At 46.3% G+C, this 25,214-nt stretch carries 23 protein-coding genes and 1 tRNA gene; 16 read left to right on the forward strand and 8 right to left on the reverse strand.

What is annotated here, in order from left to right:
• Positions 1–78 precede the first annotated feature (78 nt).
• Positions 79–318, reverse strand: a complete 240-nt coding sequence (locus NC994_RS08105; protein ID WP_190410864.1) for a DUF6737 family protein — start codon at positions 316–318, stop codon at positions 79–81.
• A gap of 356 nt (positions 319–674) precedes the next feature.
• On the opposite strand from NC994_RS08105, the gene NC994_RS08110 reads away from it, so the two are divergent.
• Positions 675–1,022, forward strand: coding sequence for a hypothetical protein (locus NC994_RS08110; RefSeq protein ID WP_190432640.1), 348 nt, complete (start codon positions 675–677; stop codon positions 1,020–1,022).
• 85 nt (positions 1,023–1,107) lie between these two features.
• The gene (locus NC994_RS08115) at positions 1,108–1,380 is read left to right on the forward strand and encodes a hypothetical protein (protein WP_190410862.1); all 273 of its coding nucleotides are present in this window, start codon (positions 1,108–1,110) and stop codon (positions 1,378–1,380) included.
• An 80-nt stretch (positions 1,381–1,460) separates the two neighbouring features.
• Here the strand turns inward: NC994_RS08115 and NC994_RS08120 are convergent, their stop codons facing one another.
• Together NC994_RS08120 and NC994_RS08125 are read right to left on the reverse strand one after the other, a co-directional pair.
• Complete coding sequence (locus tag NC994_RS08120; protein ID WP_190432642.1) at positions 1,461–1,805, reverse strand: NAD(P)H-quinone oxidoreductase subunit M; 345 nt, start codon at positions 1,803–1,805, stop codon at positions 1,461–1,463.
• 134 nt (positions 1,806–1,939) lie between these two features.
• On the reverse strand, positions 1,940–2,485 hold the full coding sequence (locus NC994_RS08125; RefSeq protein WP_190429652.1) for a 3-isopropylmalate dehydratase: 546 nt from the start codon (positions 2,483–2,485) through the stop codon (positions 1,940–1,942).
• A gap of 373 nt (positions 2,486–2,858) precedes the next feature.
• On the opposite strand from NC994_RS08125, the gene NC994_RS08130 reads away from it, so the two are divergent.
• From NC994_RS08130 to NC994_RS08145, 4 genes are all read left to right on the forward strand, one after another.
• Complete coding sequence (locus NC994_RS08130) at positions 2,859–3,740, forward strand: hypothetical protein (RefSeq protein WP_348225578.1); 882 nt, start codon at positions 2,859–2,861, stop codon at positions 3,738–3,740.
• 476 nt (positions 3,741–4,216) lie between these two features.
• On the forward strand, positions 4,217–4,477 hold the full coding sequence (locus NC994_RS08135; RefSeq protein ID WP_190432645.1) for a hypothetical protein: 261 nt from the start codon (positions 4,217–4,219) through the stop codon (positions 4,475–4,477).
• A gap of 219 nt (positions 4,478–4,696) precedes the next feature.
• Positions 4,697–6,925: a GAF domain-containing protein gene (locus NC994_RS08140; RefSeq protein ID WP_190432654.1), complete on the forward strand. Its 2,229-nt coding sequence runs from the start codon at positions 4,697–4,699 to the stop codon at positions 6,923–6,925.
• Positions 6,926–7,146: 221 nt separating this feature from the next.
• Entirely contained in the window at positions 7,147–8,829 is a 1,683-nt protein-coding gene (locus tag NC994_RS08145; protein WP_190410856.1) for an AarF/ABC1/UbiB kinase family protein, read from the forward strand.
• Between the two features lie 103 nt (positions 8,830–8,932).
• On the opposite strand, the gene NC994_RS08150 is transcribed toward NC994_RS08145, so the two are convergent.
• Positions 8,933–9,005, reverse strand: a tRNA-Glu gene (locus NC994_RS08150).
• Between the two features lie 292 nt (positions 9,006–9,297).
• On the opposite strand from NC994_RS08150, the gene NC994_RS08155 reads away from it, so the two are divergent.
• Positions 9,298–9,789: a hypothetical protein gene (locus NC994_RS08155; protein WP_190426015.1), complete on the forward strand. Its 492-nt coding sequence runs from the start codon at positions 9,298–9,300 to the stop codon at positions 9,787–9,789.
• Between the two features lie 59 nt (positions 9,790–9,848).
• Here the strand turns inward: NC994_RS08155 and NC994_RS08160 are convergent, their stop codons facing one another.
• Positions 9,849–11,534, reverse strand: a complete 1,686-nt coding sequence (locus NC994_RS08160) for an iron uptake porin (protein WP_190432662.1) — start codon at positions 11,532–11,534, stop codon at positions 9,849–9,851.
• A gap of 216 nt (positions 11,535–11,750) precedes the next feature.
• Between NC994_RS08160 and NC994_RS08165 the strand changes: the two genes are divergently transcribed.
• The 5 genes from NC994_RS08165 to NC994_RS08185 all read left to right on the forward strand — a co-directional run bounded on the left by NC994_RS08165 (position 11,751) and on the right by NC994_RS08185 (position 16,818).
• Entirely contained in the window at positions 11,751–12,728 is a 978-nt protein-coding gene (locus NC994_RS08165) for an aldo/keto reductase (RefSeq protein ID WP_190432664.1), read from the forward strand.
• Positions 12,729–12,986: 258 nt separating this feature from the next.
• A complete protein-coding gene (locus NC994_RS08170) occupies positions 12,987–14,021 on the forward strand; it encodes a multicopper oxidase domain-containing protein (RefSeq protein ID WP_190432673.1) in 1,035 nt (344 codons plus the stop codon).
• Between the two features lie 96 nt (positions 14,022–14,117).
• Positions 14,118–15,149, forward strand: a complete 1,032-nt coding sequence (locus tag NC994_RS08175) for a helix-hairpin-helix domain-containing protein (RefSeq protein WP_190432815.1) — start codon at positions 14,118–14,120, stop codon at positions 15,147–15,149.
• Between the two features lie 24 nt (positions 15,150–15,173).
• Positions 15,174–15,608, forward strand: a complete 435-nt coding sequence (locus tag NC994_RS08180; RefSeq protein ID WP_190410818.1) for a ferritin-like domain-containing protein — start codon at positions 15,174–15,176, stop codon at positions 15,606–15,608.
• 241 nt (positions 15,609–15,849) lie between these two features.
• Positions 15,850–16,818: an FTR1 family protein gene (locus NC994_RS08185; RefSeq protein WP_190432675.1), complete on the forward strand. Its 969-nt coding sequence runs from the start codon at positions 15,850–15,852 to the stop codon at positions 16,816–16,818.
• 317 nt (positions 16,819–17,135) lie between these two features.
• On the opposite strand, the gene NC994_RS08190 is transcribed toward NC994_RS08185, so the two are convergent.
• Positions 17,136–17,435, reverse strand: coding sequence for a 30S ribosomal protein PSRP-3 (locus NC994_RS08190; RefSeq protein WP_190410816.1), 300 nt, complete (start codon positions 17,433–17,435; stop codon positions 17,136–17,138).
• 127 nt (positions 17,436–17,562) lie between these two features.
• Between NC994_RS08190 and NC994_RS08195 the strand changes: the two genes are divergently transcribed.
• From NC994_RS08195 to NC994_RS08205, 3 genes are all read left to right on the forward strand, one after another.
• Positions 17,563–18,396, forward strand: coding sequence for a TIGR01548 family HAD-type hydrolase (locus NC994_RS08195; protein WP_190432677.1), 834 nt, complete (start codon positions 17,563–17,565; stop codon positions 18,394–18,396).
• A gap of 154 nt (positions 18,397–18,550) precedes the next feature.
• Complete coding sequence (locus tag NC994_RS08200) at positions 18,551–19,024, forward strand: peptidoglycan-binding protein (protein WP_242029116.1); 474 nt, start codon at positions 18,551–18,553, stop codon at positions 19,022–19,024.
• Positions 19,025–19,338: 314 nt separating this feature from the next.
• On the forward strand, positions 19,339–20,382 hold the full coding sequence (locus NC994_RS08205; RefSeq protein WP_242030323.1) for a WD40 repeat domain-containing protein: 1,044 nt from the start codon (positions 19,339–19,341) through the stop codon (positions 20,380–20,382).
• 290 nt (positions 20,383–20,672) lie between these two features.
• Here NC994_RS08205 and NC994_RS08210 read toward each other — a convergent pair whose 3' ends face one another.
• Entirely contained in the window at positions 20,673–20,975 is a 303-nt protein-coding gene (locus tag NC994_RS08210; protein ID WP_190410814.1) for an RNA-binding protein, read from the reverse strand.
• A 394-nt stretch (positions 20,976–21,369) separates the two neighbouring features.
• On the opposite strand from NC994_RS08210, the gene NC994_RS08215 reads away from it, so the two are divergent.
• Complete coding sequence (locus NC994_RS08215; protein ID WP_190432680.1) at positions 21,370–22,434, forward strand: WD40 repeat domain-containing protein; 1,065 nt, start codon at positions 21,370–21,372, stop codon at positions 22,432–22,434.
• A 218-nt stretch (positions 22,435–22,652) separates the two neighbouring features.
• On the opposite strand, the gene NC994_RS08220 is transcribed toward NC994_RS08215, so the two are convergent.
• A complete protein-coding gene (locus NC994_RS08220; protein ID WP_190429972.1) occupies positions 22,653–25,073 on the reverse strand; it encodes a sucrose synthase in 2,421 nt (806 codons plus the stop codon).
• Positions 25,074–25,214 lie beyond the last annotated feature (141 nt).

The following is a 25,214-nucleotide window of genomic DNA, read 5'->3' on the forward strand; positions in this document are numbered from 1 at the left end:
TCTCAATTCGCCAAATCTGAGCGTTAATCTGGATTGTAGCCTCTGACACTCAATAGATTTGCGATCGGTCAATAAAACTCATTCTTCACTTACAGAATTTTCTGTTTGCTGATAATAACGCCGCATTAGTCGAGGCCAGAGTAGCAAAAAGTATGACATCCACACAAGAATGGGAATCGAGACGCCAGCCGTTATCCAAATTGTTTTGGTTAGTGTCCAAGAGGCAGTGATGACGGTAATAGTTGTCAGCAAAATAGACCAAGGCTGACACCACCAAGGTTTATACGTCCAAGGGCTTTCGGGGTCTTTTTTATACACTAGAGGTAAAAAATAATCAAGTTTCTATTTCCAGAGTTTAGCGGTTAAGGGTCTTCTCGTGCTTGAGAAACTGACACTTCGCGTTAAATTTGAATCAGACTAGGCGATGCTTTTTTAAACGTTGGGTAAAATCACTCCGGCTACCAAACTTCAACCGGGGCAGTTTAACTCCTCTTTCAACTCCTCACGAGCGAGGGGCGAAATCCTCCCCTTTCTTGGTAGAGATGGGGAGTCGAGGGTTTACATTTGTTGTCCTGCTTTGATACCGCATTGTGCCCTTTGCAGGTTCTCCGGTTTCGCCAATCAAGGATTGTTGTTTCAATTTGCTCTGTGTACTGCCACTTTCCCCAATTGCCATGCCCAAGTCCGAAGCTTATACTGCTACAGATCCACCATTTGCGGAGCTTAATTCACCTGCTAGTGCAGAAATTAAGCAATTAATTGACTCTTTAGAGGAGTCTCACCGCCTGCGTTCCAAGATGGTAAATTTGGAAACTTGGGCGCTGGCTGAAACGATGGATCATTTTCTTCCAGGGTTTTGGAGCCGCTTCTTAGAAAATCGCCGCATTGCTCTTAAGCAATTTTTGGAGCAGAAACGAGCGGCTAAATCCCAAGTTGCTGCAAATGCTCAGTCTTTGGATGGTAGCGTTATTAACCCAACTCAGCAAAATTTCCCATCAATGCAGAAACAGACAGAGATCTGACTTACACCCACAGAAAGAGGCGATCGCACACCCATTTCTCTAATCTAATATTAGTAACATTAAGATTCAAATCTTTAGGAGTTATATGGAAAACCCACCCAAAGATACAACCAATAGAACTACTAATCCGGGCGATAGAATTTCCGATAAACCCGAAACCGTTGAAGAAAAAGCCCAGCAAATTGCGGTAGATGCGCCAGATATTACCGGCGACCATATCGTTGTTCCAACTTACTTTGAAGTGGAAGAGCCGGACGGAGAAAAGAAGGCATTACACCATGTTAAGGATGCCGAGGAAATCTCTGATGTGATTCGCCAAGCTCGCGTTGATGAAAATGGGAATCGGATTTGGCGGTAAATTATCTGTAGTGACCAGTAATTAGTTGTTAGAAAGTTTTCTGATAATTAAACTCAACTTTTCTAACAACTAAAAAAGAATTACTCAGCCGATTGAGTGCTAACCTGAGGCAGTCCCATGCTGTAATTGAGAACGCGGCTACTCAGGTTGTAACTAATTTTCCCCTGCTGTAGCAGGCTTCTGAGGAAATGTTCCAAGTCGGAACCGATACGACGCAGATTATATTCGGTTAAATCTGCACCGTTGTAAGCTTCAACCATCTCATCGAATTTGCCATAAACCTGTTGCAGAGCGTCTTCGTTCCAATTAAATTCATTATCTGGATCGACATCCAGGGTTAATACATTGTCACTCTCGACGAGTTCGTTGTTCTTCACCTCAGCGGTATAGATGCGGATGTGGCGGGTTGTACACTTTAGCAGCATAGTCGTCAATAGTTTTTGGTTTACAGACATTAATAACTATTTTAAAGAATTGTAAAAGCGATCGCGCTTAGATTCAAAAGTTTTGAGTGTTGAAAGATTGAACTCAAAATTCAACACTCAAAATATTGCGATCGCTACCGGGTAGGAATCATCCCCGTTTGCCGAGCATAAGCAAAAATTCCCCCTGCATCAATCACTGGGCCTACATCGCCCAATGGCTGGAGAGAATAAGTTTTACCCAAAGTATGGTTAATCAGCTGATTTTGTTCAAAATCAATTGAAACATCCTGTCCCGTTTCAAATTCATCGCACAACCGCTCAGAGGATTCCCAAGGGTAAAGTTCCCCAGTAGCCGCACAATTGCGGAAAAAGATCCGAGCATAAGACTGAGCCACCACCGCTTTAACGCCGCTAGCACCCAAAGCAATCGGTGCATGTTCCCGTGAAGAACCGCAACCAAAGTTTTCCCCAGCAATAATGATGGGATACTGGGTCTTGATTTCTCCAGAAGCCACAAACTTTCCATAACGATCCGGCAATCCAATCAAGGCATAACTGCCCAATTTTTCGTACTCGTCAGGCTTGGAAGGAACCAGAGTCAGGTATTCAGCTGGGATAATTTGATCGGTATCAATGTTGTCATCCAAAACAAAAATTGCGCCGCGAATCAATGCGCCCATGATTCAGTTCCCGGTTTTTCCAATCTTCTGTTTAGCTATTTCACTTTATCATTCAAGAGCGCGACTGGCTGCTCTGCGACAGATAGCATCTTCGCTTGGGAGGTACCTCCCAAGCGCCTTAACAAAGCTTCGTAAGCGAATCTCCCGCTCAATGTAGAAAAAATATCTTCTGAGAGGGACATCTTGCCACAGCAAGACCCTTGGCAATCGTCTGCGCTGCTTCATGAAACTAAGAGCAAAAAAGGAGCGATCGCAGTTGCCGGTCAATTATACTACTCTGACAGAGTCTCTTAAACAAAAGACTGATACTCTTAAATAAAAAAAGTCAGGTTGAACTACCGGCATCATTTACTCAAACAAAATGGTTGATCCGATGGATGATATCGCCAAACAAGCTCGCCAGGGGAGCGTGGCGGCGATTATTCAAATACTCAATGACAAGCTGGCAGAGGCTGGTGTCAGAACTAGAGCCATTTTTGCCGATGGTGTCTTGCAGCTTTTGTGTGAGGCAGCTACGCCAGATCAACTCGAACAATTTAGCCTGGTACAGCGCATTCGGCAGATTCTGGAATCAATTTCACCGCGAAATATTCGTCGAGTCAATATCAACAGTCGGATTGTCCGAGAGCAACAATTACTCTGGCTAGAAGAAATTCATCGAGATCCGGAGAGTCAGTTACTTTGGGCTGAAGAAATTACCCTCGCCAAGCCGAATGTTTTTCGACGTTTCGGAGAAGATTTAAAGGAACGGAAACCCACCAAAAAAAGTCAGCCACCATTCCCCCAACCATCCTCCCGGTTTGTACGGGAAAAACGCCAATTCTGGCGTGGTATTGTGGGCGGGGCCAGCTTATCGTTACTTTTACTGCTGGTAGGCTGGGCGCTTTATGATTGGCTGGGGCCATTTACGATTACTCGGACGCCAGCTTCTGCGCCAAACTCTCCCCCAACGGCGACGACCGCGCCAGCAACCTCTTCAGCACCTGTGGCATCTAGCACTCAAACAACTGCATTGCCTTCGTCAGATCCTTTTGCAGACGCGGTGCGACTGGCGGAACAAACGTCAATTGCGGGGAGAAATGCTCAGACTTCTGCTCAGTGGTTGGATTTGGCGGCTAAATGGCAACAAGCTTCCGATTTAATGGCTGCTGTACCCCCCTCTGATAGTCGTTACGGAACGGCTCAGGATCGGGTGGAATCTTATCGGAAAAAGAGTGAAATTGCCCAGCAGGAAGCAAAAAAAAGGCGTTCTTAAACGTCAAACATTGTTGTTCCCTAGAAAACCCGCTGAAAATTGCTTCTTTACCGAGAAGCCGTTTTCTTCAAAAAATGAGATTCTCGTTGCTCCAATGGTTTTTCTGCCGACTACGTTATATGAGATTGGCAAGACTGCTGCGCTGGTACTACGTTAACCTCTCCTGACTCCTCTCCTTTTAAGGAAATTGAAGCGCTTACGGAGGAGGGGGAGAAAAGAAGTTACATCACTGTGATTTAGACCAAGTCTGCCATTGAGCTTGATTTAAGAAAAAGCCAATTTGGCATTCAGGTTTTAGTAGATATTTCAGTGATTTCAATCACAAAAGCCCTAACTGGAAATCACAAGAATCAGGATGTATACATCATAAAGTCATTGCCGACAGGGTCACTTAGACACAAAGATTAGCGTCACCTGATGGCAACTGGATAAATTGGATACTGACCTTGCTGAGCAAGTCGTCTAGGAGGTGCACGATGATTCTAATTCGAGAAGTGGTTCAACAAGCTCTCAGTACTGGTTTTTTGACAGTGGAAGCAGAAGAGCTGCTCCGGGAGATGCTCCAAGGCAAATATGGCTCAGAGGATCTGAAAGCTTTTATGAGCCTACAACAAGCTGCCATGTCTGGTCAGGTGACGCAAGAGTCGCGCGTGCAGCTGGAAGAAAAAATACTGGGGCAGGCTGAGTCGTTGAAACGGTTACCTACAGAGGTACTGGTTACCACTTCTAGAAATTAGGCATTTGAACTGGTAGAAATCTAAAAAATCTGGGAACCCTAGTCTATAGAAGAGTGAGGGTGAAATCTGGTTGCCCCAGTCATGGTTGTAAAAGATTGACAGCGGATTGCTCCCGACAAACGACTGTTTTTATTGCTGCCGTGCCAACGCCTCTCCCTCTATCCAGCAGAGTGTCTTTTAACCCCTGCCTTGATGTCCTCCTAATGAAGCTCGGCTAAGATGAATGATGCACAAGCGGATATGGATGCAGCCACTGCGATCGCAACGCGGATGTCCCAAGAGTTGGTCGCAAAGCGGCACGCTAGCGTTAGTAAAGCGGCTCAGGAAGAGCTGGCGGCTGTCAAAGAGCTGCAAACAGCTGCAACCCTGATGGTAGAGCCTCTCACTTCACCGATGCCCAGTCCAGTTGAACCGGGTTTTATAGAGGAATACAAGGGCGCACTCATGCATTACCCCAGCGATCGCTGCATTCACTTAGGGCAACAGATTACTCAAATCCTTCTGACAAGCTCAGCTCCGGAAGCGGTATTGCCCAAAATTGCGGAGGTAGTGGGAAGGAGTTTGCAGGCAGACGCTTGTTTTATAAAAGCGATCGCGAGCCATCAGGCGACACCACAGGCTGCTTTTTGGTATGCAGAGGCATTTTCAGGGTCTAACGGAACATCCAACGTGGCGGAGGCGGGAACCGTTGAGTTTAAGAGCGTGCGTCCTCTGTCCTCGAAAGGATGGATGCAAGAAAATGCCGTGCTAGAAGAGATCCTAAGCGATCGCCAACCTGTAGCGATTTCGGATACTCAGGCAATTGAAACTGGACGTGCCTGGGAAGATCCGGTACGTGCCGTGCTGGGAATTCAAACCCAATTTCAATCTTCAGCAAATGGGGTGATTGTCGTCGGGCGATCGCAACCCGGCGATTGGACAGAGATTGAAAAAGAATTGCTGAAAGCTGTGTCAGACTCAGTTGCGATCGCAATTTCTCAAGTCCAACTCCAGCGACAGGTGCGTATCGCCGCCCAATACCAAATCCTGATCAACCAGCTGACCTTGGCAATTCGAGCAGGCAAAGACGTGAATCAGATTCTCCAACTCGCGCTTGCCGGTACAGCTCAAGCTTTCCAAGTTCACTGTGGCTTTATTCTACTGCTGAAATACGTCGCTCCCCCGTTGAAAAACCGTTCTTTAAAGCAGATTCCTAAAGCGAAAGTTACGGTGGTTTGCGAATGGTCTTCCCAAAGCAACAGCGAACAAGCAGCAATTAAAGAAACAACCGCTTCTGTTTCACCTTCTTGGTTAAACCATTCTTTTGCGCTCTCGGAGTGTCACTGGTGCCAACAGGTCTTCATGCAGTCACCTGAGCTATTGGCGATCGCGAATCAAGCGGATCTCGCTACCAGCAACCCAGCAGACACCTCTGCCAGCCAATCCTCCGACCTGTTTAAAGAAGCCATGCCTGCTCTGCTGATGGTTCCCCTGGAAAGCCAAGGTACCGTGTTAGGGTTCCTGGTGCTACAGCATCATCAGCCTCGTTCCTGGCAATCTGAGGAATTAGAGTTAGTAAAATTAGTCAGCGCTCAGGCGAGTACGGCAATCATTCAAACGCAATCATTACGCCAAGTGCAAGCTCTTGTCGAGGAGCGTACCGCCCAGCTGCAAGGCAGTATGGAAGTGCAGGCAAAGTTGTACGAAAAAACTCGCCAACAACTCGATCAGTTGCGGCAACTCAATCAAGTGAAGGATGAATTCATCAGCAACCTGAGCCATGAGTTGAACACACCGCTCACCACGATGAAGCTAGCGATTCGGATGTTACGTCAAGCCGAACAGTCGCCAGAAAGTCGTGCTAAGTACCTGGAAATGCTGGACGAGCAGTGTACTCGAGAAATTGATTTGATCGCGGACTTACTCGCTCTCCAGAAACTGGAGTCGAAGAAATCTTCAATTCATCTGCAAAAGATAGACCTCAAGCAGGTTATTCAAGAGTTAGTTGAGCCGTTTGAGCAGAAATGGGTGGATAAAGGATTAACGCTTGCCGTGGAGTTCCCCAAGCGATCGCTAATGCTTCAGACTGACGCGGATAGCCTCAATCGCATACTGCATGAACTTTTGACCAATGCTGGCAAATATTCTGAGCCAGATTCTACCGTTCATTTGCGTGCTACTCACGAGATTAATCCGCAAGGGAATCAGATTGTTCTTTACTTGAGCAACAATGGTCCTGGCATCTCGCCAGCAGAAATGGGGTATATCTTTGATAAATTCCGCCGGGGTAAAGGTATCACCGAACAAGCAATTCAAGGCACTGGGTTGGGCTTAGCTCTGGTAAAGTCTTTAGTACAGCACCTCAATGGTGCGATCGCTGTCTCTAGTTGTTCTACTGAAGATACTCACGCTTGCGAAACCTGCTTCACGCTCACCTTGCCTCAGTCTTTTGACAGCACTCAAGTCTGAAGCCAGAAACTCGACAACCAGACGCCAAATCTGAGAATTTATAAGCTGTTGCACGTTTAACTTGCATATTCTGAAAATAGGGGAAAAGTGGTGAATTCCTCTCTTCTGTTCTTGTAGCAGTTCAGACTGGCTTGCTTCGAGATTTCCCGGCTTACTAATTCTTGTAAGGGCTTACCTGCCAAGCACCCCGATTCTGACTCCTGACTTTATTAAGGGATGATATGCTCGCAAAAGCTCCACTAAAACCCCTACGTTGGCAACGAACGAAATATACTGCCCTTGCTCGTCAACTAGACATTTTTGGAGCAGCAGCAGAGTGGGTGTTTTATTTATGGTGGGATAATATCTTTAGAAATACTTCCCCTTTACATAAAAAGCGTCGGGCACAGTGGTTAGTTGAAACTTTACTAGATTTAGGTCCCACTTTTATTAAGATTGGGCAGGCATTATCTACCCGCGCAGATTTGCTGCCTCTAGAATATGTAGAAGCGTTGGGGCAGCTACAGGATCGGGTTCCGGAATTTAGTGCCGAGCAAGCAGTCGCGCTGATTGAATTGGAACTTGGTAATTCAATTCATGCTCTGTATCGGGAATTCGATCGTTTTCCGATTGCTGCGGCTAGTTTAGGGCAAGTCCACAAAGCACGGCTGCATACGGGTGAAGATGTCGTTGTCAAAGTACAACGTCCGGGATTAGAAAGGTTATTTAAATTAGATTTTCAAGCTTTGGGTAGGCTTGTCCGTTTTTCGCGGCGCTATATGCCTTGGACAAGAAAATATGAATTAGAAGCAATTTATAGCGAATTCTTTAATCTTCTTTATCAAGAGATTGATTATATTCAAGAAGGTAAAAATGCCGAACGTTTTGCTGCCAATTTCCTCGGTTATCCCCGTATCCTGATTCCGAAAGTTTACTGGCGTTACACAACCACAAAAATTTTAACTGTAGAATATTTACCTGGAATCAAAGTAAGCGATCGCAAAACTATTGAAGCCTGTGGGTTAGACCCGAAAAGAATCAACCAACTTGGAATCTGTTGTTATTTAAAACAACTCTTACAAGATGGTTTTTTTCAAGCAGATCCTCACCCTGGAAATATGGCAGTGAGCCAGGATGGCAGCTTGATTTTTTATGACTTTGGCATGATGGCAGAACTGAAGTCTATTGCCAAAGATCAAATGATTAGAACATTTTTTGCTGTCCTAAAAAAGGATACAGACGAGGTATTAGATACCTTAATTGATATGGGTTTAGTGGTGCCTGTCGCGGATATGACTCCGGTACGAAGGTTATTAACTTTTATCTTAGATAAGTTCACTGAAAAACCGATTGATGTCAAAGCTTTTAGTGAAATGAGTACCGAAGTTTATGCCATGTTTGAGCAGCAACCCTTTCGCTTGCCTGCCCAGATGACGTTTATTTTAAAGGCATTAACCACACTCGATGGGATCGCTAGGACACTCGATCCTGAATATAATCCAGTAGCAGCGGCTCAACCCTTTATTAAAAGTATCACTGTCTCTCAAGCTAAAGGAAATTTAATCGGCGAACTTGCCCGACAAGCCAAGAATTTTATTGGTTATAAATTGCGACAGCCAAAAGCTTCGGAAATTTTAATCCGGCGCTTAGAAGAACGAATTGAACAGGGAGAGTTACAACTGCGAGTGCGAACCCTTGAAAGCGATCGCATCCTCAAACGGATTAATTTAGCCCTAAAAAGCCTAGTTTATGCCTGTTTAACAGGTTTTACCCTCCTGTCGGCGGCAGTGCTGCTGGCGCTACCTTCCTATAGTAGTTGGGCGATCGCTATTTTTGGTTTATCAGGTCTATGGTTCTTGGTGTTGCTACGCTCTTTATTCAACTTAGGCTTGAAAGAAAAAATAGACAAACTCACTGAAAAATAGCTGTTAGCCGTTCGTTCTTTTCTCATCTAGTAAAGATGAGAATTTATTCCCTTAAATTAAAAAGGGAAAAGGCAAGAAAAACTTCTTGCCTTTTCCCTTTTGATACCCCCAGGGGAATTCGAATCCCCGTCGCCTCCGTGAAAGGGAGGTGTCCTAGGCCTCTAGACGATGGGGGCCTGCTCCGTTGCACTTTTATTAATTTAGCCAATTGAAAAGCTTTTGTCAACACCTAAACGAAAAAAATTTGAGAGGGGAGTTAAGACAGGCAATTTCGGAGTTTTGGGGCAGGAGGAGCGCGATCGCGTTAGGCTAGTGGCTGGGTAAGCAGCCAGGGTATGCGGCAATAATTTGCCGTCCCGCGATCGCGGGACGCGACCAATCGGGACGTAATTTTAGTGAAAAGCCCGATCGCGTCAGCTAGAGCTGCTAGAACAATAGTAGTCTTTAATTTCTATCTCCTCACATTCCATGCTGACCCATCACCGCAGACCTGTCTGCCTATCACTTGTATCTACTGATATGCCGGTTTGGTCTACCATTGAAACCGCTGCTACCTTATATCAAAAAGACAAACAGCGCTTTCATCTGCTGCTCACGGAACCAGAAATCCGGGATTGGGAACGCTCTGATGAAGCGCCCGCTGTTGCTAAAGACCAACCGCCAGAAACTCCCAGACTTTTGTGGTTGGAAATTTCCCCTTCTAGGGTGATCATGACCATGCAGGGAAACGGCAAGTTGAGTTATCGCCATCTCTGGGAACGAGGAATTTATGGTCTTAGCCGCTATTGGTTACATAGCGAGTCCTTAGCCGCGCATGGACAGGTGCGTCTGCGAAACTTTACCAAAAGTTTGACCCTAGAAGGGCGTCTCTTGCCAGAACATCTGCGGCTGGAATATGAATTATGGTCGGAAAAAGTCCAGTTGGGGAGCTATATCCTGAATCTGGAGATTCATCATTAGTCATTCGTCCTTAGTTGCGACTCCTCAACTAAGGACGGATGACTAATGACTTCAGACTTTTAAAAAGTAAACGTTGTTCGGATGGTGCCAATCACCAGATCGTCATTAGCCGCATTATGATCGGGAGCAGTGAGCCAGATAATCGCCGGTGTTATCGCGATGTTATCTGTCACCTGGTACTGATAGAACGCTTCTAGGTGCAATGAAGTATCGGAATCCTGAATCCCCAACTGGCTAAGGCTATTAGCCCGATTTGTCACCTTTGGTTCCATGCCAACAATCACACCTGCCAAATTGCCGGTTTTTCCCAAGTCAGGAAATGCCAACGTTAAAGCCCAGTTCCAGATGTTGGCATCTCCCAGCGCGATCGCCCTCGCCGCCGTGTAGCCAACCCATCCTCCGACGACAAACCGGGGACTAATCTGAAAAGAGGCTTCTACACCGTAGGAATTGCTAACCACTGGAAACCCCAACGGATTTAACTGATTATTCAGGTTGGCGTCATTGCTGCCAGTTTGCAGATCATTTTTATAAGCGTGAACATAAGTTAATCCAATGCTGGCGCGATCGCTGGGTTTAAATAATACTTGTGCTAGTGCCCCATAAGAACCATTGAACAATCCGTTTCCAGATTCTGGATTATCAGCGTCACCGGCTAAATAGCCTAAGCTCAGTTCCAGTTTGTCGTTGAAAGCATGCCGAATCCCAATACCCGCCCCTTCAACCAGGTAGTAAATGGAAGGACGGGTTCCAAAGCGAGATAAGGCACCGCTGCCACCGTCGCCATCCAGGTAAGGGTTGACGGTATTCGTAAAGTTTTCTGCATCAGCGGCATTAGCAGCAACCACGACTTCTGTATTCTTGCCGACGGGGAACTGGTAAAGCAGCTCATCAATCACCACATCACTGCTAGTATCGCCCGTAAAAAACAGGTCGCCTTCTGGAGTAAGGGTACGTTCGGAAAGCGAACCCAATCCTTCAGCTTGCAGTCGAGTTCTCAGGATATCTCGACCTGTAAAGCTAGTTTCTAAGTTTAGGCGCGTCCGATGCCCAAAGATTGCCACGTCATCGATCGGCTTGCCATCAGCATTTTCCCTGGTTACAACGCCTGCAACCCCAAAAATCGCTTCCCCAGCAAGTTTGGTCGTGGTGGAAAATCCAATCAGTTTCAGTTCCTCAGTCCGCGCTGTTAGTTCATCGACTTTCCCGCGCAGCAAGGCGAGTTCAAGGGTATATTCTTCTTTTAAACGCTCCAATATCACTAAGTCTTCTTTAGCAATGGCGTCTCCGTTCGCCACAGGCAGTACCTGGCTAATTCGGTTGAGGGCAAGATTTAGGGCAGCAGCGAATTCATAGCGACTCAAGGCTCGATTGCCCCGAAAGGTGCCATCGGGATAGCCAGCAATGACCCCATATCGCTCTACTAAAGACCGTAGCGCCTCATACGCCCAGTCACCTGGTTGAACATCCTTTAGCTGGGAAACGTTGGTGACTTGGTTCATGCGGTCATCAACAGAGTCTTCCTGCGCCGAGTCTGGCTGAGCGTAGCCATCAATTTGTTCTAAAACGCTGGATGATGACTCCGGGGGGTCATCGACGGGCATGACAACTTCTGGAGTGTCAAGAGGAACAGGATTTTCTGACGTTGTCGGAATTTCAGACGCGATCGCTTTCCCACTGACAATCAGGATTGCTCCTAAAACTGCTGAGCTTAGCCACTGAGAATTCCTGAGGATTTTGCACATCTCTACTCTTCACACCACTTAAGCTTCTTCCCCATTGTTCATTGTCAAATGCTTTCTAACATGACAACAGAGAAGATTTGTTTTATTTCAGCCAGAGTGTTCCGTCGTTGAAATTTCAGACGCGATCGCATCCGATGAAACAACCAGAATCATTGCGATCGCAAGCAGGAATCGCTGCTAAAACAAAGAGTAGAAGCACTACTCTATAAAATCACCATGACACCGAAAACAACGCGCCGTGCTTTCTTAGCCACTAGCATAGCTGTAGCAGGAGGAATTGTCGGCACTGCGGCGTTGAAAGAAGAGCGGACGCCTGCGGAGTCATCTCCAACGCCGGTGACAGCAACCATACCGGAACGGGAATTGGGAAGTACTGGGGTGCGTCTCCCGATTCTCGGTTTAGGGGGTGCTGGACAGACACCATTATCCTGGGAAAATTCGGAAGAGAAAGCGATCGCGCTCATTCAAAAAGCTTTAGATTTGGGCATTCGTCACTTTGATACAGGGGCAAGCTATGGCCCTAGCGAAGACTATCTAGGAAAAGTGCTACCTGCACATCGAAGTAAGTTATTCCTGAGTAGTAAGACGGCTATCCGCGACCGAGATGGGGCTTGGCGAGAGTTGGAGCGCAGTCTCAAACGTCTGAATACAGATTACCTTGACCTATGGCAACTCCATCATGTCTCTTTTGAGCAAGAACTAGACGAAATTTTTGGGCGCAACGGTGCAATTCAGGCTTTGGAAGAGGCAAAACAGCAAAAGCTGGTGCGTTTCGTTGGCATTACTGGGCACCACGAACCGGCAATCATTGCTGAAGGCTTGCGCCGTTATGCCTTTGACACAACACTTATTCCCGTAAATGCTGCCGATAAACACCATCCGCGTCCGTTTATCCCGGCGGTGCTACCCGTGGCGCGTGAGAAAAAGCTGGGCGTCATTGCCATGAAGGTTCCTGCTTATGGGCGTCTATTTAAGCCGGGAGTGTTGGATGGTATGCATCAAGCGTTGGGGTACTCGCTGTCAGTCCCAGGAGTCCATTGTGCAGTCATCGCCGCTGAGAATCCGGCACAGTTAGAGTCAAATGTTAAGGTAGCCCAGGCATTCCAAGCCCTGGCTGAGACAGCGATCGCAGAAATTGAGCAACGCACTGCTGCTGCTTGGGAGGATAATACTTTCTTCCGCGCTTGGACTTGATTGTTTTAACCGCAAAGGACGCAGAAAAATTCGCCCTCACGACGATTACCGAACCTCACTATCGAAAAAACGGCGATGAAAGTCGCACGACGCCTTAATGCTATGTATGCACTGTCAAAACTAGGCAAGCAATTTTACTAACGTTTATCTTGATTTACTTATTGAGAATAATTGACAATAAATGAACAGAGTTTTATACTCTTCTGGAATTATTTACAAACTTTCCTCAATTGATCGGCGCGAACCGTCGATCGTGTCATGCCGAAGAACCCACTACTATTACTACAACAAGGAAAACCTTTGAGCCGCCGCAAACTGCTGGCACTCGGATTAGCAGGAGTCGGTGTGACTGGTGCAGCGTTAGCCGGAGGTAATGCTTTACGCTTGGCTTTACCCGGTCTCAATAAAAAACGAACGCTCCCAGCAAGAGTGCCACCCGTTGCGAGCGATACACCCGCCGATCCGAGTGGCTTAAACCCCATGACGGTGTTGCGAGATTTTGATTATGGCACGATTAAGCAGGAAAATGGACGGGCAATCCGGGAATTTCGGATTGTTGCGGAGAATTCCATGCTACAGCTCAATAGTGCGGTTTCTTTTAACACCTGGACTTTCAACAATCGCGTACCAGGGCCAACATTACGGGCAAAAGAAGGCGATCGCATTCGCGTTCTTTTCCTCAATCAAGGTGGACATTCCCACTCGATGCACTTTCATGGCTTCCACCGTTCTGAGATGGATGGAGTGCGTCCGGTGCGCCACGGAGCCGCAACGATTTATGAGTTTGACGCAGAACCGTTTGGCGTGCATCTGTACCACTGTCACACGGAGCCTGTGACGCGGCATATTAGCAAAGGTCTGTACGGTATGTTTATCATCGACCCTCCTGAGGCTCGTCCACCGGCGGATGAGATGGTGTTGATGATGGCTGGCTATGACATCGATGAGGATCGGAAAAATGAACTTTATGCCTTTAATGGTCTGCCTGACTATTACATGATGCACCCGATCCCGATTTACCAGAATCAACTGATTCGCCTATACGTTCTGAACATGATTGAGTTCGATGTAGCGGCGACGTTTCACCTGCACGCCAATATGTTTCAGGTGTATCGCACTGGGCGTACTCTAACTCCCAGCGAAGAAACAGATGTCATCACGATGGGTACCGCTGAGCGGCATATCCTAGAATTTTCCTTCCGGTACCCGGGGAAATATATGTTTCATCCCCATCAGGATGAGATGGCAGAACATGGTTGTATGGGTCAGTTTGAAGTAATGGGTTCCGCTTAGTAGAAATTTTCGCAAAAAGTAGTTGATATAGTTTTGCAACTACTAGATAATAAACCCCGGAATCTGAATAAAAAAATGTCTCAAAATTCTTCAATGATGCCTTCTTTTCGGTCTTTATCTTATACCGTGGCGATCGCTGGTTTAATCGCTCTTACCAGCTGTGGGAATGCCCCAACCACCGACAACACCGCATCCCCAGCAGCGAGTCCCTCGACCGCAGCTTCTTCCCCTGCAAGTACCACAGAAACGGCTGCTCACAATCACAGTAGTGGTAAGCAAATCAACATTAACACGGCTATTCTCTCCGAGTTAGACAAATTAGAAGCAAAATTAGGCATTCCAGCACTGTCTAATAAAATTCAAGCAAGTCGTCCTTACGGCAGTCCTGAGGAATTAGTCACCAAAAAAGTAATTAGCCAGGAGCAATATGACCAAGTGAAAGACATGGTCACGATTCAGGATGTGGTGCTAACTGGGGAAGCCAAAGACGTTGATTATATGACCAAGTTAGGCTTAATGAAAGGTCATCTCTTGGTTGCTAGAGAACTTCTGGATCAACAAAAACCCGACCAAGCCGAACCTCATATTGGACACCCGGTAGAAGAAATCTACGTGGATGTAGAAGACCAACTCAAGGAACGCAACGTCAAAGAATTTAAGACAACTTTGATTAGCCTGCAAGATTTAATAAAGTCCAAACCCAAGGATGCCAGCGTGAAAACAAGTTTCGCTCAGTCCACAGAGGCTGTGGACGCGGCAATTCAGGCTTTACCCGAAACCCAACGCCAGTCTCCAAAATTTGTGCTACAGACGATCAACGGGTTGCTGGATGCGGCGAATGCAGAATATGGAGCCGCGATCGCTAACGGCAAAATCTCCGCTGCGATTGAGTATCAAGACTCGCGGGGGTTTGTTAACTACGCCGACACTTTGTATAAAGGGATCGCCGATAAAATGGTTAAAGAAAATCCGGAAGCCCACAAAGCGATCGCAGACAGCATGACCCAGTTGAAAACTGCTTGGCCCTCCGCTATTCCCCCGGCTGCACCCGTAAAGACTCCGGAGGAAGTAAACCAGCTAATCAAGACAATTGAGAAGAACGCTCAAACTGCGATCGCGAAGAGTTAACCAATCTAGGACATCACCGAAAGCATGAAAGAGCTTGACCAAAAAAAGACTATTGACCTGCTGAACACAATCATGGAATTTGAGCTGGCAGGAGTGGTGCGTTATACCCATTATTCCTTGATGGTAATTGGCCCCAATCGAATTCCGATTGTGGAATTTTTCAAATTGCAGGCAACTGAGTCTTTGACCCATGCCCAACAAGCGGGAGAAATTCTGACAGGTTTAGAGGGACATCCTAGCCTACGAATTGCTCCCATTGAGGAGACTTATAAACATTCGGTGCAGGACATTTTGCGGGAAAGCTTCAATCATGAAAAGAAAGCGCTAGACCTCTATAAAACCTTGCTAGACACGGTTGCAGATGCCAGCATTTACTTGGAAGAATTTGCCCGCACGATGATTGGCACTGAAGAAATGCACACCATAGAAATCAAAAAGATGTTGCGTGACTTTAGCTAATGGGTAATAGGTAAGCAGAGTTTTGAGTTTTAAATGTTGAGCTTTGAGCTAGAAGAAAGTTCTAATTGCGGTTCTCGGTTATGTGAGGTACATTCTCAAAACTGAAAAGCTTGATAATCGTGAATTTTGGCGTACCTCACTGGTGCAATAACCGCGATCGCTCAAAACTCAAAACTCAGATGAGATAAACTCTTGCCTCTACAACTTTTTCCCAATTGCTTACTACCAATTACCAATCGTCATGGATTTTAGTTCTGCGCTACCTACCTTTGCGATCACCCTCCGCGAAGGCGTTGAAGCCGCCCTCGTTGTGGGGATCGTGCTGGCTTGCTTGAAAAAAGCCAAGCAGAGTTCCCTGAATCCTTGGGTTTATGCGGGTGTTGGGGCTGGGCTTGCCGCCAGTGCCGTAGTCGGCGTTCTGTTAGCCTGGATAGCTCAAGCGCTCTCGAAATCCAATCAACCCTTTGCACCCGTCCTGGAGCCACTTCTGGAGGGTGTATTCAGTGTAATCGCGATCGCGATGCTCAGCTGGATGCTCATCTGGATGACTCAACAGGCACGCTCGATGAAAGCATCTGTCGAAGGAGCCGTTACATCGGCTCTGAGGCAAAAAGGGGGTTCCGGTTGGGGTATTTTCAGCCTAATTTTCATCGCAGTTCTGCGGGAAGGTTTTGAAACTGTTCTCTTTATCCTTGCCAAATTTCAACAAGGTTTAATTCCAGCTTTGGGTGCCTTGGCTGGCTTAGGAGTTGCTGCTGGGATTGGTGTTGCTTTATTCAAGTGGGGAATTCGGATTAATATCCGCCTATTTTTCCAGGTGATGGGCGTTTTATTGATCCTAGTTGTTGCAGGTTTAGTCGTATCCTCGTTGAGCCATTTTGACTCAGCGATCGCTACATTAGCTCAAATGGATCGGAAGTCAGAAGCTTTGTGTTTCTACTACGAACGGTTTGCTAAAAATCCCTCCTGTATTTTGGGACCAATGGTTTGGAATACGACCCAAATCTTTCCTGATAACAAGTTTCCTGGGCTACTTTTTAGCGCCTTGTTCGGATATACCGATAAGCTCTATGTTGTTCAAGCAATCAGTTACCTGCTGTTTCTGCTGACTATTGGGGGCATTTATTTCCGCAGTATTACCGGACGCACCAGTGTAGCCGCGGCAAATGGTAAATCGGCACAAAAACCGATTAGCTATCGGCAAGAATAGCGCCAATCGCAAGATTCTAGAGATTGGTATAGAGGTAGTCATAGAAAAACCCGTTTTCTTCTCAGAAAACGGGTTTTTCTATTTTCGGATTGTTTTAGCGACATACCGATTGTCCCACCGCTTCAGGGTGACAGGAACAATACGTCCTTTGCAAAAATGAGCGATCGCCAGTTGCTAAGCAGGACAGTTTAGCCCTAGAAAAGAAATTGCTACCCTCTTTAGTCACATAAAGGTTAGCTTATCTCTCTTGCTCAACTCCGAAGTGCTTTGGCAGCAGGACAAAAGCATTAAACTCTGGCAGATGCACAGGAGAATTCTTAAGCACTACCCGTGAAGGCGACTTCTGGAAATTTTGCCTGAGCATCAGACATAGAACGGCGTTTGCCTTCTTCTTGCCAGTAGTTAATCACTTCTGTCGCTTTGTTGAGCAACGCGACGCGCTCTTGATCGGTAATCCAATGCTTGGCTTCCAACTCATTTTTTAGCTGTTCCCAAGCATCGTTCCGAGGCCAGAAAAAGTAAGATGTCAGGGGGCTGGTGCCTTTGCCTACTACTTGGTCAACTGCTAGTGCGACGTTCTCTTCCAGCCAGAGAACCTTTAAAATAAACCTCGACAATCACACCTCCAGGGAAGTCCCAGGCTTGTTGAATACTCTACAAACGATTATTTTACACCTAGGCGATCGTGGATAGCTATGTGTTTGCTCATCGGATATTTTAATTGGGATTGGGAGGTGCTTTGCAGTGGTTCAAGAATCTAGTTGCCTAAGTTTAGTCGTTTTCGATATTGACGGTGTGGTGCGAGATGTTGGGGGATCTTACCGACGGGCGCTGGCTGATACTGTGGAGCAGTTTACAGAGGGTGCTTACCGACCAACCCCAGAGGAAATTGACCATCTGAAGTTGGAAGGGATGTGGAATAACGATTGGGAGGCATCCCAAGAGTTGGTATATCGTTACTTTGAAAGCGCTGGACAGAAAAGATCGCAGCTAAGCCTTGATTATGACGTTTTGGTTGCTTTTTTCCAATCGCGGTATCGAGGGCCAGATCCTCACCATTGGACGGGTTATATCTGCCATGAACCGCTGCTATTACAGCCGAGCTATCTAGAGCAATTGACAGCGGCTGGAATTCCCTGGGGCTTTTTTAGTGGTGCTACCCGTGGATCGGCTAATTATGTTTTGGAGCAACGCTTGGGTTTAAAGTCGCCGTTGCTCATTGCGATGGAAGATGCTCCGGGTAAACCCGATCCGACAGGGCTGTTTGCGGCAGTACAAGCGATGGAAGAAAGATCGTCGGTTCCCCCCTCAACCCCGGTTATTTATGTGGGAGATACGGTTGCCGATATTTACACGATTGAAAAGGCGCGATCGCTTAGCGTCTCCCAAGGAGAATCGCTCCACCCTGACCGTCGTTGGATTGCAGTGGGCATTTTGCCACCCCACGTTCAGGAAAACCAGCAACAAAGGGATGCTTATGCAAATGCTCTCAAGGCTGCTGGTGCTGCTGCGATTTTCAGCAATGTACAGGAATTGACACCCGTGCAGATTTTACAACTGGTCAATTCACCAGAATGAGCGAATCGTGTAGCAGCGGGCGAGTGGGTATTGCTTCATACGAATGGGTGAGCGGTTAAGGTGAGTTTAAATACACCTAGCAGGGCGAAGGGGAAGCGGGGCTGCCATCAGTAGATTGGAACTGTAGAAACAACACTTCCCAGGAAAATTCATCATGCAATCAACCAATCAATTTGAAGCCATGACTCCTCAAGCCGCTGCTACCAATGCGATTAAAAAGCCAGTTCTGCGTAGAGGTTCCCGCGATCGCGCAGTGGTAGAACTCCAACAACTACTCGCTCATTGGGGCTATTATGCCACTCCTTTCGATGATGTGTTTGACCTCCCCGTCGAAAATGCCGTGAAAGCTTTTCAACACCGCGTCTTTCTAGTAGAAGATGGGATTGTTGGCGCTAAGACGTGGCAAGCTCTTTACTCTGGTGCCCCCGTTGATATGCCGGAACTGAGACTAGGTAGCCGTGGTGAAGCAGTGAAAACCCTTCAGAAAGTCCTACAGTTGATTCCCGATGGTATATTTGGGTCAATTACCCAGAATACTGTGAAAAGCTTCCAAAGCTCCCGTGGCTTGGTAGCGGATGGAATTGTCGCTTCTCGCACTTGGTTTGAGTTGAGCAAGCTACCTCACTAAGAAGTTGTTGCATCGGGATGTGGTGGCGCTCCTTTTTTACCTGCATCCCTCGTATCGAATTGGAACTTTCAACCAGCGCGATCGCTCTAGAAGTCTTAGGGCGATCCGCTGTGCTTTTCGTGCTGGTTATTTAATCGGGAGTCTCAACTGTGCAGAAAATCGATAAATTTTTACTCAGAATGCAGCTTCTGACCGCAGAGAGTGTGCGGAGCGGGTATCGCCATCTATATTAAGAAACGACCTGTAAAATTCTGCAATTACTGCCCATATTTCAGCAGATGTGCAAAATTTCTTCCCATTCGTCTGTTATTTTTATGTTTTCTGCTCAAACTAGGACTTTAGTCGGTACGATAGGCGCGATCGCCACAGTTATGGCTACGAGCGTTATAATTCCACCAAGCAACATCAAGGCATACGCAGCTCCAATTGATGCTTCTGTTGCAGTAGCGAACTTAAACGCTTGGGAAAACGCTCAACTAGAACGCACCCTCAGAGGGCATTCAAATTGGGTAAATGCTGTCGCCATCAGCCCTGATGGAACAACCTTAGCCAGTGGCAGTTCTGACAACACGATCAAACTTTGGAATCTTTCCAGCGGACAAGAAATTGGCACCCTTACCGGGCATTTCAAACCAATTTTCACAATTGCATATAGCCCCAATGGGCAGCTTCTCGCTAGCGGATCTCAGGATAATACAATCAAAATCTGGAATCTTGCTACAGGTCAAGTCATCCGCACTCTCAGGGGGCATTCTAGCTCCATTGATTCGGTCGTTTTCAGTCCTGACGGGCAGTTTATTGCCAGTGGGGGTAAGGACGACACGATCAAGATTTGGAATCTGACTTCCGGCGAGCAAATCTTAAGCCTCACAGGGCATTCTAATGGGATTGATGTTGTTGCCTTTACCCCAGATGGGCAGACCCTCGTGAGTGGTTCTGAGGACAAAACCATCAAAGTTTGGGATCTCTCTACAGGTCAAGTCATCCGCACCCTCAGAAAACATACAAATGCGGTTCATTCCTTGGCAATTACCCCAGATGGACAGACACTTATAAGTGGGGGTTTTGACAAAACTATCTACCTTTGGGACATGACCACATGGCAGCTCAAAGGTCGCCTGAGAGGGCATGCAGACATGGTTTATGCAGTTGCTATTAGTTCGGATGGACAGTTTCTCGCTAGTGGTAGCGAAGATAGAACAATTAAAATTTGGAGCCTAAAAACTGGGAAACAAATTACAACGCTGACGGGTGATTCTAGTGCAATTTATTCCCTCTCTATCAGCCAAGATGGACAGACGATTGCAACGGGTAGTTATGACAAAAACATCCGAATTTGGCGAACGCAGGGACTTTAAATTGAATAGCTAAAAACTAAAATCTGGGCTAAAAGCTTAAACCCATTGAAGCGAGTTTTAGCTTCCCCAGGAAACTTTTAGCTTGACCAATGCTATAAATGTCGCTCGTTGACGTGCATCTTGAATCGTCACACTTGAGAGGCATACCTGCAAAAAAAAGGCTTAAGCATTATGCTTAAGCCTTTTTAAATTTAATACGAGTAACTGAAACTAATTGCGCTTACAAATTACTCAGCCCTTTTTGTCTCAGCTTTTTCAAGGAGAAACTAAAAAGGTTTAGCTTCTAAAGCTTAGTAGCGGCGAGAAAAGCTGTTGTTTCCGCGACCACCACCACCAGATGGGCCTCTATCTTCTTTGGGCTTCGCCTTGTTAACTTTTAAGTCGCGACCCATCCATTCAGCACCATCAAGCGCTTCAATGGCAGCTGTTTCTTCAGCTTCTGTACCCATTTCTACGAAACCAAAGCCACGTAGACGACCTGTTTCCCGGTCAGTGGGTAGCTGGACGCGCTTTACAGAACCATATTCTGCAAAAACCCCAGTCAGGTCTTCTTGCGTAACTTCGTAGGATAAATTGCCTACATAAATAGACATAGATTGTCTCCAAAATCAAGGGGGTGTAGAGATTTGAATTTCGGAGAGAAGCCTGTCAAGACCAAAAGGAAAACACCTATCAATACTATAAACAAACACTGCAACCGAATTTATTCTCACCTATTACGGTAGCACAACAGATTCTGGAATGGGGCTTTTGGTATCTAAGTTTTCTCCAACTAATCTTTAAACTTTGACCGAGTATAGCTTCTAGCTAATTTCCCGGATTCGGAAAAGTCCGAGCGATCCCTTTTCTTGCACCAGCATACTTCTAAGAAATTTGCAACGGCAAGATTACATAAATTTTCTAATTCTGGGCACACAGGTAAATCAACAACGTCTCAGTGTAAAGCGACACATTTTTGTAGTGTGCGTTGTGTCCCAATTTACTAAAATGACAAATCAGCAAATTTCCGCTAAGGTTTTCACGGCGCTGATCGTGGTGGCAACGATTGGCGTTTCTGCAATGCCTATGTTTAAAGCAGTATCTCAGCCGCCTGTCATTCCATCTACCTTAACGGCTCAAATACCCACCAACACTTGGCAAAATGTGCGACCGATTCGCACCATCGAGGCTCATTCAGGGAGCGTGGGAGCGATCGCGATCGCTCCCAACGGACAGCTAATGGTTAGTGGTAGCGATGATGGCACGATCAAAGTATGGAATCCGAAAACGGGTCAACCAATTCGCACCCTAACTGGGCATACTGACACCATTTGGGCACTAGCGATTAGTCCTAATGGGCAAACCCTCGCCAGCAGTAGCGCGACCAACGATGGCTCGCTAAAACTGTGGAATTTAAAAACTGGCAAGGTAATCCGGACTATCACGCGGGATTGGTACGTTAAATCTCTCGCCTTTAGCCCAGATGGAGAGCGCCTTGCGATTGGTAGCTGGAACATGACTGCACGGAACGCAGAGATTGAAGTGTGGAATGCACGCACGGGTAAATCGATCTATAGCTTCCAGGGATCTCCTCAGTCGAATTTAATGGTCGCCTTTAGTCCCGATGGAAAAACTCTCGCTAGTGGGAATGAAGACAGTACGATCCAACTATGGGATCTTAGGTCAGGCAAACCCATTCGCACCATCAACAATGGAGAGGCTGTCAGAGCGATCGCTTTTGGTCGAGATAGCAAAACCCTTGTCAGCGAGACTTATAACCAAATCGTCAAAATCTGGAATCTGCAAACCGGCGAACTCATCTCTACACCGATTAAGGATTCAGGCACCGTTTTCGTGAATGCTGTTGCTTTGCATCCAAATAATCGGATACTTGCAAGTGCATTAGGCGGATCGGAAGGCAGTTTAAACTTATTTGATTTGCAAACTGGTAGTGTAATCAATCCTCTTACAGGATCTTTTAACGTTATCTCCTCACTCGCATTCACCCCAAACGGGCAGACTCTTGTTAGTGGTAATTTTGACGGAACAATTACCTTCTGGGAACCCCAATAGTTATACTTTTTCACTTTTGCCTGAAGTGAGATTGGCATCGCTTCAGGCTCTATTTCCCTTCTCTTGCGTAGGAAAAGCCCGACTCTAGACACATTGGTTAAGAATGTTATCTGCGACCTTCTCTTAGCTCCCAATAAATTGGGGGTTGCAGGGATCGAAACGTAATGCAAATCACGTCAGATCCCCCTAGCATCCAATTTATTAAGAGGAGAAACTCCCTATCGCTGCATTTGCTGTTCCAACAGTTTCTGCGCTCTCGGCTTGTAAATTAAATAGAACAACGCCTCAATGTAACGCAGTAGATCTTCGCGGTTCTCCTTGGAAGTATAATTCCAGAAGCCGTAAATTCGAGCTAAAGATAGAAGTTTGGTTGTGTGAATCTTCCACGTATAAGTGCTATAAACTCGATCAATCGCTCGTGTAGAAATTTCGTACCAGTAGTTAGGATTTTGGTCGCACTTGGAGACAAACTCCAGGATTTTTTCCGCCATTTCTTCAAGATGCGTCGGGTTGATGTAGAACCCATTAAACTTATCCTGAATAATTTCTAACGGGCCACCGAATTGAGTGGCAAATGTCGGTAAACCAGAAATCATTGCCTCCAAAATGGTCAGACCAAAAGCTTCAAACAGCGCTGGTTGAACAAAGACACCTTGGCGATCGGCAATCACCCGATAAATTTCACCAGAGTCGGTTTTAGAAAGACGCACGCCTAGCCAGCGAATTTTGCCTTGTAGATTGTACTTTTCAATGATTTGGTAAAGCTTAACAATTTCATCTTTTTCTTCGTTATCGCTTGATTCCTCAACGCGCAATTTCCCAGCAACTAAAATTAAGTTGCAATGTTCTTGTAAAGCTTCGTTCTTGCCAAAACACTCAGCCAATCCGGTAAGATTTTTGATTCGGTCGAGACGAGCCATTGAGAAGAGGGGGCGCTTGTTTGGATCGTCCAATTTCCCTAAAATTTGGGACGGATCTTCGAGGGTAAAGAGCATCTCCTCAATCCGGGCGCGATCGCTCGGTATGCGATCTTCGGTACGCGAATAGGGAAAATAAGCATTTTCATTTACTCCAGGCGGCACCACGTTGAATTTGGGGCTAAATAGCTCAACTCCGCTCACTACATGGTACAAATCCGGCATCGTGAAACACTTGTAAGATTCATACTGTCCCACACTATCCGGCGTTCCGACAATTTCTTGATAAGTGCTGCTAATGATGAAATTCGCAGCATTCATCGCAATTAAATCGGCAGTGAATTGTAGGGAGAAATGATACTTTTCTTCCAAGTCGTTCCAGTAGAGGTTACTGAAAAGATATTTAGATTTTTCTAAGGCGTGGGCAATGTTGCACTGAGTCACCTTCAAGCGACGCGCCAGTAAAAATGCCACCAAATTACCGTCGGAATAATTTCCAACAATTAAGTCGGGCTTACCTTGAAATTCTGCCAGCAGCTCTTTTTCCGAGTCGATGGCATAGCTTTCTAGATAAGGCCAAAACTCAAACCGGGAAATCCAGTTTTGAGTCACTTTGGGATTAAACTCTCGCAAAGGCACTCGCAAAATCCAAGCATTATCTGTGCCGTGAACTTTTTCTAAGCGTTGGTTACACAAAGTACCATCGCTATTCGGAATTAAGCGAGAGAGAATAATTACTTTCGGCTCAACACCTAGAACATCCAACCCAGCCAGCGAGAGGTCTTCTTGCATTTGCTGTTCGAGACTCTTGGCTTGGTCGAGGACGTAAACGACCTGTCCGCCAGTATCCGGACGTCCCAAGACACCTTCTTGCCCAAACCAACCGTGGGGAGACACGAGGACAATCCGGAAGACCATTGGAATCCGGGAGAGAAAAGCTTCTAGAGTCTGATGATCGGGGGAGTCGAGGAGTTCATCAAGAATTTCTAGAGTTTCCCGCACCCGTCCGGCGGTGTTTCCCCACCCAGGCTCAAAGCCCATTGCTTGCAAATCATACCGAAATTCATCGTAGCTTTGCTCAAAAGGGCGATCGCCCAAAAATCCCAAAGCTTGCTTGACACGACTAGAAAGTTGCTGCTGCGATTTAATTCGCCCGTTGATCAGCAGTTGCAGATTGTTATAGGAATGGACGCTTAAAAATTGAAACAAGCTCTCCAGCCATTGTCCGGGGTCTTGAAAGAGTTTGCTCGATAAATAACGGTTGAGATACTGTACCCCCTTACCAATATTTTTAGGGTCGCGAATGGTCGGGGTATAGTCGTAAAACGGCTGAAAATCGAGTTCTAGGATGTCGCCTTCCTGGGGATGGAAGCGATTCACCAGGCGATCGCGTACATCCAGCAGTTCTTGCACCGTCATTGGTTCGACAATTAAATCTTCCGTTAACCGATAGATTTCTTGAGAAGCAATGGTTGGGCGGACGATCAAACAGATGTTTCCATCCTCCCGAATAATTTCTTGAGTGTAGTAAATTAATTTACCTAAATGGGAGGATTGGTCAAAATGTTCAGGCTTTTGGTGATTTGTGCAGTATTCGGAAAAAGCATTGAGAATGTCGTTTCTCAGTAAATACGACTTGTCCTGTTGGCGTAACTCACTCACAAATTGGCGCAGATCGATTTTTTCATCACTCTCTAAAACAGCCTGAATCAAATCGGACATGACAACTCCCTAGATTAGTTCAATAACATTCACAAAGACTAAACTACAAAATGTTTTTCCTGGTGACGCCCTTCCGAAGGTGGAAGGAGTACGTCTCAAACCAAAATTAATTCACCGTTCATCTTTCTTAAGAGTGAATCG

The sequence above is a fragment of the Trichocoleus sp. AS-A1 genome (genome assembly GCF_039962015.1).
In the GTDB taxonomy this organism is placed as follows: Bacteria; Cyanobacteriota; Cyanobacteriia; order Cyanobacteriales; family FACHB-T130; genus FACHB-T130.

Bases quoted from the DNA above. Each gene is read 5' to 3' on its own strand.
- NC994_RS08110 (WP_190432640.1), top strand. From the start codon at position 675: ATGCCCAAGTCCGAAGCTTATACTGCTACAGATCCACCATTTGCGGAG.
- NC994_RS08115 (WP_190410862.1), top strand. From the start codon at position 1,108: ATGGAAAACCCACCCAAAGATACAACCAATAGAACTACTAATCCGGGC.
- NC994_RS08120 (WP_190432642.1), bottom strand. From the start codon at position 1,805: ATGCTGCTAAAGTGTACAACCCGCCACATCCGCATCTATACCGCTGAG.
- NC994_RS08125 (WP_190429652.1), bottom strand. From the start codon at position 2,485: ATGGGCGCATTGATTCGCGGCGCAATTTTTGTTTTGGATGACAACATT.
- NC994_RS08130 (WP_348225578.1), top strand. From the start codon at position 2,859: ATGGATGATATCGCCAAACAAGCTCGCCAGGGGAGCGTGGCGGCGATT.
- NC994_RS08135 (WP_190432645.1), top strand. From the start codon at position 4,217: ATGATTCTAATTCGAGAAGTGGTTCAACAAGCTCTCAGTACTGGTTTT.
- NC994_RS08140 (WP_190432654.1), top strand. From the start codon at position 4,697: ATGAATGATGCACAAGCGGATATGGATGCAGCCACTGCGATCGCAACG.
- NC994_RS08145 (WP_190410856.1), top strand. From the start codon at position 7,147: ATGCTCGCAAAAGCTCCACTAAAACCCCTACGTTGGCAACGAACGAAA.
- NC994_RS08155 (WP_190426015.1), top strand. From the start codon at position 9,298: ATGCTGACCCATCACCGCAGACCTGTCTGCCTATCACTTGTATCTACT.
- NC994_RS08160 (WP_190432662.1), bottom strand. From the start codon at position 11,534: ATGTGCAAAATCCTCAGGAATTCTCAGTGGCTAAGCTCAGCAGTTTTA.
- NC994_RS08165 (WP_190432664.1), top strand. From the start codon at position 11,751: ATGACACCGAAAACAACGCGCCGTGCTTTCTTAGCCACTAGCATAGCT.
- NC994_RS08170 (WP_190432673.1), top strand. From the start codon at position 12,987: ATGCCGAAGAACCCACTACTATTACTACAACAAGGAAAACCTTTGAGC.
- NC994_RS08175 (WP_190432815.1), top strand. From the start codon at position 14,118: ATGCCTTCTTTTCGGTCTTTATCTTATACCGTGGCGATCGCTGGTTTA.
- NC994_RS08180 (WP_190410818.1), top strand. From the start codon at position 15,174: ATGAAAGAGCTTGACCAAAAAAAGACTATTGACCTGCTGAACACAATC.
- NC994_RS08185 (WP_190432675.1), top strand. From the start codon at position 15,850: ATGGATTTTAGTTCTGCGCTACCTACCTTTGCGATCACCCTCCGCGAA.
- NC994_RS08200 (WP_242029116.1), top strand. From the start codon at position 18,551: ATGCAATCAACCAATCAATTTGAAGCCATGACTCCTCAAGCCGCTGCT.
- NC994_RS08205 (WP_242030323.1), top strand. From the start codon at position 19,339: ATGTTTTCTGCTCAAACTAGGACTTTAGTCGGTACGATAGGCGCGATC.
- NC994_RS08210 (WP_190410814.1), bottom strand. From the start codon at position 20,975: ATGTCTATTTATGTAGGCAATTTATCCTACGAAGTTACGCAAGAAGAC.
- NC994_RS08215 (WP_190432680.1), top strand. From the start codon at position 21,370: ATGACAAATCAGCAAATTTCCGCTAAGGTTTTCACGGCGCTGATCGTG.
- NC994_RS08220 (WP_190429972.1), bottom strand. From the start codon at position 25,073: ATGTCCGATTTGATTCAGGCTGTTTTAGAGAGTGATGAAAAAATCGAT.